Origin of the sequence: Anaerococcus sp. Marseille-Q5996, assembly GCF_946893725.1 — a bacterium.
GTDB lineage: Bacteria > Bacillota > Clostridia > Tissierellales > Peptoniphilaceae > Anaerococcus > Anaerococcus martiniensis.
In genome coordinates this window covers 72,840-86,561 of the sequence record NZ_CAMPPE010000002.1, presented here as the reverse complement: position 1 = coordinate 86,561, position 13,722 = coordinate 72,840, and the positions used below count along the sequence as shown (strand labels likewise).

The 13,722-nt window shown below is 32.5% G+C and carries 13 protein-coding genes, 1 pseudogene and 1 other annotated feature; of the genes and pseudogenes, 3 read left to right on the top strand and 11 right to left on the bottom strand.

What is annotated here, in order from left to right; all coding sequences use genetic code 11:
- Positions 1–3 precede the first annotated feature (3 nt).
- The 3 genes from OC526_RS02860 to OC526_RS02850 form a co-directional block, all read right to left on the bottom strand.
- The gene (locus OC526_RS02860; RefSeq protein WP_262122081.1) at positions 4–966 is read right to left on the bottom strand and encodes an ABC transporter permease; all 963 of its coding nucleotides are present in this window, start codon (positions 964–966) and stop codon (positions 4–6) included.
- A gap of 9 nt (positions 967–975) precedes the next feature.
- Positions 976–2,100: an ABC transporter ATP-binding protein gene (locus OC526_RS02855; protein ID WP_262122080.1), complete on the bottom strand. Its 1,125-nt coding sequence runs from the start codon at positions 2,098–2,100 to the stop codon at positions 976–978.
- Between the two features lie 297 nt (positions 2,101–2,397).
- A complete protein-coding gene (locus OC526_RS02850) occupies positions 2,398–3,468 on the bottom strand; it encodes an FAD-dependent oxidoreductase (protein ID WP_262122079.1) in 1,071 nt (356 codons plus the stop codon).
- A 129-nt stretch (positions 3,469–3,597) separates the two neighbouring features.
- Positions 3,598–3,833 (top strand) — a binding site (T-box leader).
- A gap of 69 nt (positions 3,834–3,902) precedes the next feature.
- Here OC526_RS02850 and OC526_RS02845 point away from each other — a divergent pair.
- Entirely contained in the window at positions 3,903–5,051 is a 1,149-nt protein-coding gene (locus OC526_RS02845) for a 5-methyltetrahydropteroyltriglutamate--homocysteine methyltransferase (protein WP_262122078.1), read from the top strand.
- A 119-nt stretch (positions 5,052–5,170) separates the two neighbouring features.
- Here the strand turns inward: OC526_RS02845 and OC526_RS02840 are convergent, their stop codons facing one another.
- Positions 5,171–5,521 (bottom strand): alanine:cation symporter family protein, encoded by a 351-nt coding sequence (locus tag OC526_RS02840; RefSeq protein WP_262122077.1) that lies wholly within the window; start codon positions 5,519–5,521, stop codon positions 5,171–5,173.
- Positions 5,522–5,747: 226 nt separating this feature from the next.
- On the opposite strand from OC526_RS02840, the gene OC526_RS02835 reads away from it, so the two are divergent.
- Positions 5,748–6,296: a DUF421 domain-containing protein gene (locus tag OC526_RS02835; protein WP_262122076.1), complete on the top strand. Its 549-nt coding sequence runs from the start codon at positions 5,748–5,750 to the stop codon at positions 6,294–6,296.
- Between the two features lie 9 nt (positions 6,297–6,305).
- Positions 6,306–7,700 (top strand): leucyl aminopeptidase, encoded by a 1,395-nt coding sequence (locus OC526_RS02830; RefSeq protein ID WP_262122075.1) that lies wholly within the window; start codon positions 6,306–6,308, stop codon positions 7,698–7,700.
- A 78-nt stretch (positions 7,701–7,778) separates the two neighbouring features.
- Here OC526_RS02830 and OC526_RS02825 read toward each other — a convergent pair whose 3' ends face one another.
- The 7 genes and pseudogenes from OC526_RS02825 to OC526_RS02795 all read right to left on the bottom strand — a co-directional run bounded on the left by OC526_RS02825 (position 7,779) and on the right by OC526_RS02795 (position 13,539).
- A complete protein-coding gene (locus tag OC526_RS02825; RefSeq protein WP_262122074.1) occupies positions 7,779–8,423 on the bottom strand; it encodes a YdhK family protein in 645 nt (214 codons plus the stop codon).
- Positions 8,424–8,768: 345 nt separating this feature from the next.
- Entirely contained in the window at positions 8,769–10,124 is a 1,356-nt protein-coding gene (locus OC526_RS02820; protein WP_262122073.1) for a type I restriction endonuclease subunit R, EcoR124 family, read from the bottom strand.
- Positions 10,125–10,265: 141 nt separating this feature from the next.
- Positions 10,266–10,748, bottom strand: coding sequence for a Csac_0668 family 2Fe-2S cluster-binding (seleno)protein (locus OC526_RS02815; protein ID WP_262122371.1), 483 nt, complete (start codon positions 10,746–10,748; stop codon positions 10,266–10,268).
- Positions 10,749–10,959: 211 nt separating this feature from the next.
- Complete coding sequence (locus OC526_RS02810) at positions 10,960–11,295, bottom strand: thioredoxin family protein (protein WP_262122072.1); 336 nt, start codon at positions 11,293–11,295, stop codon at positions 10,960–10,962.
- A gap of 227 nt (positions 11,296–11,522) precedes the next feature.
- Entirely contained in the window at positions 11,523–11,825 is a 303-nt protein-coding gene (locus OC526_RS02805) for an SAM-dependent methyltransferase (RefSeq protein WP_262122370.1), read from the bottom strand.
- 48 nt (positions 11,826–11,873) lie between these two features.
- Positions 11,874–12,226: pseudogene (locus OC526_RS02800) on the bottom strand (type I restriction-modification system subunit M N-terminal domain-containing protein); the annotation flags it as partial.
- Between the two features lie 359 nt (positions 12,227–12,585).
- Positions 12,586–13,539 (bottom strand): D-cysteine desulfhydrase family protein, encoded by a 954-nt coding sequence (locus tag OC526_RS02795; RefSeq protein ID WP_262122071.1) that lies wholly within the window; start codon positions 13,537–13,539, stop codon positions 12,586–12,588.
- Positions 13,540–13,722: the final 183 nt, after the last annotated feature.

The following is a 13,722-nucleotide window of genomic DNA, read 5'->3' as shown; positions in this document are numbered from 1 at the left end:
CTCCTACCACAAACCAATATTGGTGATTTTTCTAGTAATTTTATTTACTGTGAGTAACAAAATAGCATTGATTGCCGCATTGAATAATCCAACAGCTGCAGCATATGAGTAGTTAGCATCTATCAAACCCTGTTGGTAGGTAAATGTTGAGATTACATTGCTTGATGCAATATTTAACGGATTTTGCATAAGTAATATCTTTTCATAGCCCATGGACATTATTGATCCAAAATTCATGATTAATAATATAATCATAGTTGGAATCAATGCTGGTAAGTTGATATAAATTAATCTTTGAAGTCTACTTGCCCCATCTATTGCTGCTGCTTCATGCAGCTCTGGATTAACTCCAGCTAGGGCTGACATATAAATAATGGTATTCCAGCCCGTATTTTGCCAAATACCTGATAAGACATAAATAGTTTTAAACCATTTTGGGTCTTCTAAAAATGCCTGGCGATTGCCCCCTAAGCCTGCAATTATATGGTTAATAACCCCTGTGGATGGTGATAAAAAAGAAACCAGCATTCCGACTATTACTACAGTTGAAATAAAGTGTGGTGCATAGGTTACTGTTTGTGCAAATTTCTTAAAAAAACCATTCTTAAGTTCATTAAAAACAAGGGCCAATATAATTGGCATAGGAAATCCTAAAATCAGTTCATATATGCTTATGCCCAAAGTATTTTTGATTAAATCTTGAAAATAATAAGAATTAAAAAACTTTTTAAAATGAGTAAAACCAACCCATTGACTGCCTGTAATGCCAAGTGATGGCATATACTTTTTAAAAGCAATTTGTACCCCATACATAGGCCCATAGTGGAAAACTAAAAAGTAAATTAAGGCAGGCAAAAGAAAAATATATAACTGCCAGTATCTTTTTAGATAAAATTTTATTCGCTGACCAAAAGATAGGTCTGTAATTTTTGAAGGCAATTTATTTTTTTGCTTAGATTTTGTCATAATTGCCTCCTAAAAATAAGAAATATCTTCAGTTTTTAAAATGTTAAGACCAGTTTCTTTATCAAAAATAATTATTTTTTCTAAATCGAAGTTTAGACCAATCTCCTCATTTATAGAAACATTGCGTGGCGGATTAAATCTTGCCACCGACTCATTTTTACTAGCTGGTGTATCAAAATAAACATAGGTGTCGCTACCTAATTGCTCTACTTTTTTTGCAATGACATTGATAGTGCTTTCACCCTTGCTATCAGCATAATAAATATTTTCAGACCTGATACCCAAAACTATATCTTGGTGTGAATTTTTTAAATTCAGTCTATTTTTTATAGATTCCGGTAAATTTAAAACCTTATCCCAAAGATTAACAGAAATATTATTGCCGTCATTGATTAAGCTTGCATCATAAAAATTCATCTGTGGTGATCCAATAAAGGCTGCCACAAAAAGATTTTTAGGATTGTGATAAAGATTGCCTGGTGTATCAAATTGTTCAACAATACCCTCATTCATAACCGCTATCCTATCTCCCATGGTCATTGCTTCTGTTTGATCATGGGTTACATATATAAAGGTAGTTTCCAAATTTTTATGAAGGGCAACTATCTCTCCCCTCATGGCCACCCTTAATTTGGCATCTAGATTTGAAAGCGGCTCATCAAACAGAAAAACTTTTGGATCTCGGACCATAGCTCGACCAAGTGCCACCCTTTGCCTCTGTCCTCCAGAAAGAGTGCCAGGTTTTTTATTTAAAACAGGCTCAAGCTGAAGTATTTTTGCGACTTCATCTACCTTTTTGTATCGCTCATCCTTTTTTACCCCTGCTACTTTTAATGCAAAGGCAATATTATCTCTTACAGATATATGAGGATATAAGGCATATGACTGAAAAACCATGGCTATGTCACGATTTTTTGGCTCTACTAAGTTCACTAATTCATCATCTATATATAGTTCCCCATCAGATATTTCTTCAAGCCCAGCTATCATACGAAGCGTTGTTGACTTGCCACATCCTGAGGGACCAACTAAAACAATAAATTCTTTATCATTTATATCAAGATTTATCCCATCAACAGCCTTGAAACCGTTTGGATAAATTTTAGAAATATTTTTTAATTTTACATTAGACAAAATTCCCCTCCTTTTCTAGTTAAAAACACCCAAAAACTGAGAAGGAACCAGCCTTTGGGAGTGCCCAACAAAATTATATTATTATTCTGTTACTTATATTATATAATATTAAATAGTCATTGTAAAACAATCTTTAAATATAATAAACTAGTATTAAACAAAATTAATCTATCCCCCGGGGGCTTAATTAATATATTTTATTTAACTTTTTGTTTATTTAATCTTTTTAGTCTTTTTCGTTAATATAATTAATTATAAAATTATTTATTGATTATTATACAAATAAAATATTTTTGCTTAAATCTTCATATAATCCCTATCAATCTTATCTTTTAATTTCCAAGGTAATTTACCAAATATTGAGAAGTTGCCATAGTTTGCCAAGGCTGTCCTATCTCCACAATTTATAATTTGCAGGTAATTTTTTTGGGGCTTATATGAAATAAAATTTCTTTGGTTATTAATTAGTTTTAATAAATTTTGATACAAAATAGGAGCTTGGCGTATGGCAAAAACTCCAGCCTTGGTCATGGATGGATATTTTTCTAAATTTGCCACATCCCCCATGGCTAGAACGTTTTTATCAGCAAATAAATTCTCATCAACTACTATAAAATTACAGCACCTAGTATTAAATCCATCAAAATTTATATGTGGACCTACAAATCCTGTAGTCACAAAGGCAAAATCAAAATCATATATAAAACTATTTGTATATATTTTTTTATCTTTGATAAGACTTACCCTCTCACCTTTGATAATTTCTATAGATTTCTCTTTAAAAATATTTTCTAGCTTTGATTTTGTACGATTATTGAAATTTGACAAAATATTTTTTGATGTAATTATTGAAATATCAGCTTTTGGAAAGACTGATCTAAAAGATAGGGCAAGTTCTATGCCAGAAGCACCCCCACCTACAAATCTGATTTTTAAATTAGGATTTGTTTTTGATAGAATGCTTATCCTTGATCTGGCATCCACCACATTTTTTATAGGCTTTACCAAACAAATATTTGGAGAATCAATTGGAAAATTAACCTTAGACGAGGATCCTAGATTTATGGATAAATAATCATAGGAGTACTTATTCACTTTTGTGACAACTTTTTGATTTGACTTGTCAATAGCGGTAATTTTCTCCTCTATGTATCTAACATTTGCCATTTTACAAAGTTTTGCCACATCAAAGGATATGTCATCCTCGCTGTAAATCCCCTCTATAAAAGCTGCCAGCATTCCCGAATAATACTGTCTTTTATAGTCTGTTATCAAGATTATTTCAAAGTTATTGATTGGATTTTTTATCAAGTTTTTAAGAATATTTATGTGACCGTGGCCACCGCCTGCTAAGATAATTCGCTTCATAACTACCTACCTGATTATTGCTATATTCATTATACCAGTCTTAGTTGATTAATAATTATAAATATTTTTATATCATAATACTAAAAATATTTGACAAATTAAAATTGACCCCCTATAATGAACTTAGAAATAAAAACGTTGATGAGAAAAGTAGCTTTGCTAAGACCTACCCAGAGAGGCTAAGTTTGGTGAGATTAGTCTAGGGATGGCAAGGTGAAAATGGCCTCTAAGTTGATTATCCGAATTTTTAAGATAATCCGTGTGCGCACGTTACAGCGCTAGGGTATAAATTTGTACCTGATGAGTTATTAATTGTGAGATTGATATAAAATTAAGGTGGTAACACGAGTGACCTCGTCCTTTTTAAGGACGGGGTCTTTTTTAATTTTGCTTTGGCGTTTTATTTCTAAATATTTTTAATAAAGGAGCTAACAATGAGCGAAAGATTTTTGACAGTAGGATCGTTACTAAGAGAAGAAGAGTTATTAAAATTCAAAAACGAAATAGAACACAGGGATGACATCACTTATCCATTTTACGATGACATCGATGGCTACAAAGAAACTGAGGATAAGGCTGTAAAAAATATAGTCGATGCACAAATTGACCATGGATTGCCACAAATAACTGATGGTGAATATTCCAAATCCCTATGGCATCTTGACTTTGTTTGGGGCCTACATGGAGTAAAAAGATATATCGATGAAAGTGGATATTTCTTTAGAGAAAAAGATAATGAAGAAAAATACGAAACCAGAAAAGATATAGGAATAAAATTAACTGATAAATTAAATGGCAAAAACCATCCATTTATTGATGACTTTAAAAGACTAAAAGAACTTGCAGGAGATAGAGAAGTCAAACAATGCATCCCTTCCCCATCACACATTTATGGAGAACTATCCTTATTTGGCAGACTAGATGATGGCTACTATGCAGGCAAAATTGACAAATTTGAAGAAGACTTAAAAGCATCATACAAAGAATTTTTAGATGACTTTAAAAAAGCTGGCGGTGAAATTATCCAATTTGATGACTGCTTGTGGGAATTATTTGCAGAAGATAATGAAGCTTCACCATTTTCAGCTGATTCTACAGAAGCAGAGAAAAAAGACCTAGCCTATAAATTTATAGAAATAAATAATGATGTGATAGACTATGCCCACAAACTTGGCCTAAAAGTCTACACCCACAATTGCAGGGGTAACTACGATTCTAGGTCTATGAGTGATGGATCTTATGAATCAATTGCAGATTTATTTTTAGAAAAACAAAACTACGATAGATTTTACCTAGAATGGGATGATGAACGTGCAGGATCTATAGATGCTCTAAAGGTTTTTAAAGATAAAGATAACGAAATAGTTTTAGGCCTACTTTCTAGCAAAACTAACACTCTAGATGACGAAAATAGAGTTAAAGACTTGCTTGAAAAAGCCAGCCAGATTATAGATAAGGATAGACTATACCTATCCCACCAATGCGGTTTTGCATCATGTGATGGAGGAAATGAACTAACTATAGATGAGCAATGGGCTAAGATTGACCAAGGTCAAAAAATAGCAGAAGAATTTTGGGGATAAAAAAGTGTAAGGATTTTCCTTACACTTTTAATAAAACTAGTATAGGCGGTGCTCTTCGCCCCTATCCTATACTGGTTCTTCTATTCCTTGATCAAGCTGTTTTTGATAGTCATTTAAAACTAATTTACATCCTTATATGATAAGAATAAGCAAATAAGGTTTATAAATACTACTATACCGACAAATACATCAATGAATCCCCAAATATTGGAAAGATCCATTTGTCTAGCAAATAAGAACATGATAAAGGCAATTATTCTATAAATTATAAGTGTCCATTTGTAGTTTTTGCCTAAGATTAGAGGGATATTACTCTCCCCATAAAATAAGTCGACAATTAAAGTAGTAAATCCAAATAAACTTATAGCAAAGAATACTAACCATCTACCTACTTGACCACCAACTGCTAATAATATGGAAGCAATAACATTACCCCACATCCAATTGGCAATACTGATTATATTTTCCACATAATCCTCCTTAAAAATATATTTGTATTTTTAAAATACCTGACCATTATTAATAAATAACAATCTTATGCAATAGATGAAAAACATAATAGTTTTATAGGTAAAATCTTACAAATTCAATAGTGCTAGGATTTCTTTTGCAATATAAGTTTAATAAAAATTAAAATAAATATAATAATTTTACTAATTTTTATTAATAATTTATACTAATTATGAAAGTAGTAATATGCGAAATATATTCTATAATAACTTTGTAACCATTTATTCTACAGCTATAAAAGGTATTTTAATCTATATCTTCCTAATCATAGCCCTTAGGATAACTGGTAAGCGCAGCTTATCAAAGCTAAATATATTTGACTTTATAATAACCATTGCCATAGGGTCAGTCTTCGCATCTGTGCTAACAAGCAAGGATGTAAAGCTTGCCCAGGGAACAACAGCAATCATAGTATTATTAGCAGGTCAATATATCATAAGTAGGCTAGCTTATAAGTCTGACAGTTTTGAAGAAAAAATCAAATCTGACCCAGCCCTACTCTTTTATGATGACCATTTTTTATATAAAACTATGGAAAATGAAAGAGTGACAAAAAGAGAAATCCTACAGGCAGTTAGGTCTAGTGGAATAGGCTCTCTAGAACAAGTCCAGGCCGTAATTTTAGAAAGCCAAGGGTCTATCTCAGTTATATCAAAATCAGAAGATGCATCTATTGGCCTAAATAGCCATCTAGATGATCCAGTAAAGACAAATCCCAAAGATGATTTATTGTAAGGAGAAGAAATGCAAGTAAATTTTAATAATAACAAAAAAACTAACCTAGTAAATTTTGCCTACAAAAACCAAACAGACAACCCATACTTTAAGGCAGAGCTAGGAGAAATACTCCCAAATCCAAGCGAAAGTACCATTCTTTTAGGTCTAGGCGAAAAAGATAAACTAGACAAAGAAAGTTTTAAAAAAGCTATCTACAAACTAGCAAAATCAGCTATCAAACTAGACTTGGGTGAGCTTAGCTTTGAAAAAGAAAACATAGATATAGAAGATAATGAGTTTGTAAGCCAAATAATAGAAGCAGTAAGCCTAGCTTCCTATAACTTTGACCACTACAAAGAAGAAAAATCTGGCAAGATAGAGAATATCAACTTCAAAGAAGACTTAGATGACGAAGATTTAGATGACGAAAACTCAAATGCCATCCCAGAACAACTAACAGTCCTAGATGCCCAAGCCTTTGCTCGTGATTTGGTAAACCTACGTTCAAATGACATCTACCCAGAAAGTCTAGCCCAAGCTACTAAAGAAAGACTAACAAGAAATGTAGAAGTTAAAATCTATGATGAAAAACAAATCAAAGACTTAGGCCTTACTGCATACCTAGAAGTAGGAAAAGGCTCAGACAATCCACCTAGACTTATCGTTATCGAATACCTAAACGGACCAAAAGAACAAAAACCATTAGTATTTGTAGGTAAGGGTATCACCTATGACTCAGGTGGATACTCTATAAAACCATCAAACGGTATGAAAACTATGAATTCTGACATGGGCGGAGCAGGAACAGTAATCGGAGCCCTAGATGCTATCTCATCAAACGAACTAAAAGTAAATGTTGTAGGAATAGTTGCAGCTTGTGAAAATAGTATTTCAGGCAGGTCTTACAAACCAGGAGATGTTATAAAAGCAAGAAATGGACTCACAATAGAAGTAGATAACACAGATGCTGAAGGAAGAATAACTCTAGCAGATGCAGTAAACTACGGAGTGACAGAATACGACCCAGAATTTATAGTAGATCTTGCAACACTCACAGGCGCATGCCTAGTAGCCCTTGCAGAAACCTACACAGGAGCTGTTACAAATGACCAAGAAACATTTGAAAAAGTGTTAGCAGCAGCCAATGAAGCAGACGAAAAAATCTGGCAACTACCAAATGATGACACCATAAGAAAATACAACGAATCTGAAGTAGCAGATGTCAAAAACTCAGGTGGTAGACTAGGTGGAACAATCACAGCAGGTCAATTTATAGAAAACTTCATAGAAGAAAAACCATGGGTCCACCTAGATATAGCAGGCACAGCCTACCTATCAAAATCCCAAGGCCTATACGAAAAAGGTGCAACTGGTGTCCATGTAAAAACCCTTTATAATCTTGCAAAATCTTATAGTAAATAGATATAAGCATAGAAAAAGCTACCATTTATTGGTAGCTTTTTTTGCTAAATATACTTATTTTTATTACCAAGACGGTACTTACTCAGCTTTAGATAGTTCGTCTTCTGACATCCATTTGTGATTTTCGATCTCTTCCCCAGATTCTGTATCTGTGTAAGTAACCATATAAATATTAGTTTTTTCAGCTGAATCAATAGTTGCAGTTGCCCCTTCCATACCTGGCATATGAGAAGCTTCTAAAACTACCTCATCACCTGCTTGGTATGGTTCATCTTGGGCATTTTCTAATTCTTCATGCACTACCCATTTGTGGTTAGCTACAGTTTCACCTGTCTCAGTATCATTATAAGTCACTTCATAAGCAGTAGTATCAAATACGCCTACCACTGTACCCTTAGCACCTTTCATACCTGGCATATGGTCATTTTCAATAACAACTTCGCTTCCTACTGGGTAAGCTGGATTTTCTGCTTCTTTCATTCCTTCAGGAACTTCACCAGATTCATCGTGCACCATGTCTCCGTGACCACCTTCATCATTTGAAGTTTCTTTTTCTTCCACTTCGTTAGTGTCTTGTGTTGTCTCTGTATCAGTAGTTTCCTCTGTTGTAGTTGTTGGTTCAGTTGATTCTGTCTGTCCGTTATCATCTGCTGTACCACAAGCTCCTAGCACTAATGCAGATGATAGTAAAACAGCTCCTAATTTCTTTTTATTATCTTTCATACTCTTCCTCCTCTTTTAAATATTACTTTATTCTTATACTCCCGATTGTCAATTATCATAATTTAAATTAAAAATTACTTAATTAAATTTGATAATCCCCTCCTTATTTTTTTACATAAGTATAATCTACGATATAATACACTCTTACCCTAATAAGCAGACTTACTATCAAAGTATAAGCTTGATACGTAATAGATGCAACTGGTGTACATGTAAAAACACTTTATAATCTTACAAAATTCTATAGTAAGTAAAAAAAGCTACCCCTAGAGTAGCTCTTTTATATTTACTTGAGTTTTCTTAACTTACTTTGTTTGGAGTTTGGATACAATACTTATAATTACCCTACTCAAAATAAGGACTAATCTTCTGCTTTATAAACTTATGCGTATCTTTTCTAAGCTTAGATTTAAATTTTAATAAGCTTAGATTTTCACCACTTGTTTCATTGTATAGGTCTTTGTTGGCGTTTTTTATTAGCTTATCTTCTCCCAGTGGTTTTTTGACTTCTTTTTTGTCTATTGGGTAATTTGCTATTAGAAATTCTAGGTCTTCTTTGTTTACCTTATAGTTATCTGCAAATTTGTCTATATTGGCTTGAATAATGGTGTTAAATTTGTCTTTGGCTACTTCATCTATGATAGCATTTTGGTATTTATCTGGGTTTTGGTCTATTTCTTCTATAATTTGCCTATAGACCTCTCCCTTGGCTGGGTTTTGTTTGATAAGTTCTGCTAGAGTTTTTTTTATTTCAACATTATTTTTATGATTCATCTCTCCCCTGCTATTGGCCTTTTCTTGGATAAGGCTGGTTAGGTAGGAATAGTCTATGATGTTGGTGCTAATAGAAATAGGTTGGTAGTTGATATCTAATAGGTCAAATTCATCATCTGATGGATCCCCATCAGGACCTATGAGAGCTTTTACATATTCATAGTATTCCATGTATTCTTTTAGCTGGTCCTCATCAATTATATTTTTAAAATAACTTTCTTCATCAGTATAATCACTATAAACCATCACAGCTGCATTGGCTTTATCAAATTTTTGAAAGGCTTTTAAAAACTCTTTCATGCTCTCATAGCCTACCTCTACCTCAGGATCATCTACTATTTGAAATTGTAATAAGCCAGCTGCTGCATCTTCAAACCTGCGTTTGGCTTCTTTATAATCAGGTGCAGTTACAAAATTGCCCCCACCATTGGAGTAAAGGCTAAAGGCATCTCTTATAGCATCTTGAAAGGCAAAGGGAGTTCTAAATGTTACTACCTGTCCATAAGTTTTTCTATCATCATATGTTGAGTCTCTTTTATTTTCCTTTTTCTCATATCTTTCTATGGCCTTTTTAAAGGCTAGATCCACTGCCTTTGTATCTTTTGCCTGGAAGAATACTGAATATAAGCCTGATTCCTTATTTTTCATTACAGAAAAGTTTACTCCATATCGGTTAAGTTGGTTTTTAAGTTCCTTGACTTCACCCTTTTGTAAATCAATATTTTCCAGCTGACCTTTCTTTACCATATCCTTAAGTTTCCTTGAATTAGTTTTTCCTTTTTCACTAATATAATCTGCAAGTGGTTGGCTTTTTTCAGCGGCATCTTCTATAATCTTTTTCATAGCTTTTAAAATAGCCTTTGCTGAATACTGAGCCACTTTTATCTCAATATTTATAGCCTTATTATTAACTTCATCATTTACCATATAGGTGACCTCCTTTCCGGAGAACATAAAAAAGCGGCCCAGATTTTTACATCTGAACCGCTAAAATTTTAATTCTATAGTTTTTTATTATTTTTAATTTTATTACTGTTGTGACGTACTTTATAAATTATGTGTCGCAAACTATTCTTTGCTATTTAATGCTTTATTGATGGTTTCCTGAATAAAAGGACTACAGCATCTACCCAAAGGATTGTTAATTTCGCACTTTCCATTTTTCATTGCCCCTGTAAGTCTAATAATATCTTTAATATTCTTTGCACCATCATCTAAAACAGCGTTTATAATTTGTTGCTCTGTAACTTGGTTGCAATAGCATATATATTTGGGATTTGCATTCTTTTTTAACCATATAGGAACTTTTACTTCATCCTTATAAAAAACTCTTTCATTGTTTAAGTTATAATACACGACATCACAATCTTCATTCATACATAAATAGTAAGTTTCTTCATCTACAACCTTTCCCATAAGGTTTTCTGATACCATATGCTTTACAGTTATATTCTTAACCTTTTCTCCTATTTCGTAACATTTGGGGCAATTTTCTTTTTCTTCCACGGTACCAATGGTTTTTTGTATTGGACCACAGCAAGATTGATTTATCTTATTTTCTTGACTCACTTTAATTCCTCCTGTCTAAATAAATATTATTTCTATAGTTAATCAGGATATCTAATACCTCTTTCAATGTATCTACAATATATTCTCCCTGTCGGTATCTCCTTTTCTCTACTATAACTCGAACTAGGTCCTTAGATTCAACCACATCTATTATTCTTTTAGGATATTGAACCCATTTCCCTATCTCCTGATATTATTGATTCATAATAATAAATGTTGGTGTAATAACTTTTCCATTAGGCATAAATTTACTGTAACTATCTGTATCTATTACTTTAAGTCTTATATTTTCATTATTTTTTTCTAACCAATGAACTACAGGAATATTAATTATAGAATCAATACACCAGTTTTCTTCAATCGCAAGTATATTAAATTTGCTTATTATACTACTAACCTTTTCTAAATCTCTCTCTAAATTTAAATAATTTCTTATCGCATTATTAGCATAATTCTTATATCTATCCTGAGCAGTATCGTAAAATTGTTGAAAAGTAACTCCAGAGTTAAATATTTGCTTGTATTTCAAATTGTCACTTCCTCCTAAAAAAGTAAGTTACTCCATATAATTTACTTACTCTTTATCTAACTAAATTTTACCCTTTGCTCTACTAAGATATTCAACATGAACATAATTATACTGATGCGTAACTAACTATCACCTTAAATATGATTGTATTAGATAATTATCAACTATTCAAGAGCTAATGTCCTTACCTCTCATGCACTGCTCACAGCAATTAGATTCTAATTACTCTAAGCAATGCACGAAATATATTTAGTTAAAGTTCTTGAAACCGTTGATTTATTAACACAAACTGCACCCATCACTATTATGACACGTTCCCCCATGGTCGGGTCATAGACTGTATAGCCTTTGACATCTTCTTTACCATCCATAACTATCATTTCCATTAGCTTGCTGACTTCTTGAGGTGTATAAAACTCGCCGGCTTTTTTGCCTGATTCGCTGGCAAAGTTAGATATCATATATTCATAGGCATCTCCTAGGATGTCTCCAGAATATTCTGCAAGGTTTATACCTGATATTTGTTTCATAACGTTGGCTATTCTTTTGTTTTTATCTTGCAAAGACTTGCCAAGTCTATTTGAGTCTAGGTCGACATCATCAAAAAGCCCTGCAAAGTTTTCATCTGACCTTTCTATATCATTGAAGGCTTGTTTTAGATTATCTAGCTGAAAAGTCCCCTCACTTATCTCTTTTATTAGATTTGTAAAAGTGTACTCTGCTTTGATAATAAAGCCATCTTGGTATTTGAGCTCTTCTAAGAGTAAGTCAGCATCTTCTGTTTGTAGGTAATCCTCATAGGCTACTTGGATTTGCTCTAAGTCATCTGTCTCTAGTTCTAATAAATCTCCTATCTTTTTTAGTTGTTTGTCTGATAAGTATTTATAAAAATGATCCCTAGTAGATAGTTTTTGTACTCATTGGCATCCATAAAGTTACGCAAATCATCCGATGCTGACCAGAGTTTTTGGTACAGGTTGTTTGTTGTCTCCATTGTCATCTCCTTATGTATATATTATAACATAGGCTCTATATCTATTTGATTGACCTCTTAGTATAGCATTTATAATTTCCCAATATAGGCTCTTGCTAATAGCTCAACAGTTTCTAAATTTATTATATATATTTTGAAATTAAAAAACCCCAAAATCCATATTACAGATTTTGGGGTTAAGTCAAGAAGAATTTGACATATTTATCAGTTTTTTCATATAGACCTATGCTTGATAAAGATTGGTCTTTGCTTGCTTCATTAATAAGTCTATTGTAAGTATCCTTGAAATTATATATCTATTTTTCCCTTATTATTTCTTTGGCCATTTCTCTCATCTCTTTTGTCCACCCAAAAATTCCTCCTGTATGGATAAATAAATGATTGCCATTTTTATCGAACTTGTTTTCAATATTAGAAATAAATCCTTCAAATGCTTTTCCTGTGTAACATGGATCGAATAATATGCCTGTTTTTCTTGCTATATCTAGATAAAATTCTATATCTTCTTTTCTATATTTAGCATAGCCCGGACCTATAAACTTATCATTTATATAGATTTTTGAAGTATCAATTTCATCTTCGCTGTCCTTTAAAATTTCGCTTACTTTTTTTATAAAAAATTCTTCGCTGTTATTAACAGATATGCCATGAATTTGCTTTTCACCAGCTGATAATTTTTCATTGGCATGATAAATACCTGCATATGTTCCAGCTGAACCTATTGCAAAAGTAATAGTATCAAACTTTATATTATTTTCATTTTCGTAAGATAAAATTTCTTTGTATTGATCAAAGTATCCTCTTGATCCTATATAATTGGATCCTCCCATAGGAATTATATATGGTTTTTTTCCTATGTCATAAAGCTTAGTTTCAATTTCCTCTATTGAATCTTTTACATTGTTTGTAAATATAATTTCTGCTCCAAAGGCCTCATCCAGAAATAAATTGCCTTCAAATTCTTTTTGCTCACCTTCAAGTACTAAATAACAATCTAGTCCATACATGGCTGAAACTGCAGCAGTAGCCCTGGCATGATTTGATTGAACTCCTCCACTTGTAATCAAAACATCACATTCTTTATCAATCGCATCATATACCAAATATTCCAATTTTCTTATTTTGTTTCCCGAAACTTCTAAGCCAGAAAAATCATCTCTTTTTATGTAAATATTTGTCCCATAATAATCAGACAAGCTATCTATTTTATAAACTGGTGTCGGAAAGTTTCCTATTTTCAATTTATTCATTTTTTAATTCACCTTTCTCTATCCAATCTTTTCCTTGAGCTATTCTTGCAAGCATCATAGATGATATAGTATCTTAAGATACATTTAACATTGTCGTTCCTGCACCTAGCAAAAATCCAATACTATCTATTATTGGAAAAGCTTATTGAGGAATATAATCATTTATCCAACAAGTCCTCCTCC

Excerpts from the sequence above, each read along its gene's own strand:
- OC526_RS02860 (WP_262122081.1), bottom strand. The coding sequence starts at position 966 with ATGACAAAATCTAAGCAAAAAAATAAATTGCCTTCAAAAATTACAGAC.
- OC526_RS02850 (WP_262122079.1), bottom strand. The coding sequence starts at position 3,468 with ATGAAGCGAATTATCTTAGCAGGCGGTGGCCACGGTCACATAAATATT.
- OC526_RS02845 (WP_262122078.1), top strand. The coding sequence starts at position 3,903 with ATGAGCGAAAGATTTTTGACAGTAGGATCGTTACTAAGAGAAGAAGAG.
- OC526_RS02835 (WP_262122076.1), top strand. The coding sequence starts at position 5,748 with ATGCGAAATATATTCTATAATAACTTTGTAACCATTTATTCTACAGCT.
- OC526_RS02830 (WP_262122075.1), top strand. The coding sequence starts at position 6,306 with ATGCAAGTAAATTTTAATAATAACAAAAAAACTAACCTAGTAAATTTT.
- OC526_RS02825 (WP_262122074.1), bottom strand. The coding sequence starts at position 8,423 with ATGAAAGATAATAAAAAGAAATTAGGAGCTGTTTTACTATCATCTGCA.
- OC526_RS02820 (WP_262122073.1), bottom strand. The coding sequence starts at position 10,124 with ATGGTAAATGATGAAGTTAATAATAAGGCTATAAATATTGAGATAAAA.
- OC526_RS02805 (WP_262122370.1), bottom strand. The coding sequence starts at position 11,825 with ATGAAACAAATATCAGGTATAAACCTTGCAGAATATTCTGGAGACATC.
- OC526_RS02795 (WP_262122071.1), bottom strand. The coding sequence starts at position 13,539 with ATGAATAAATTGAAAATAGGAAACTTTCCGACACCAGTTTATAAAATA.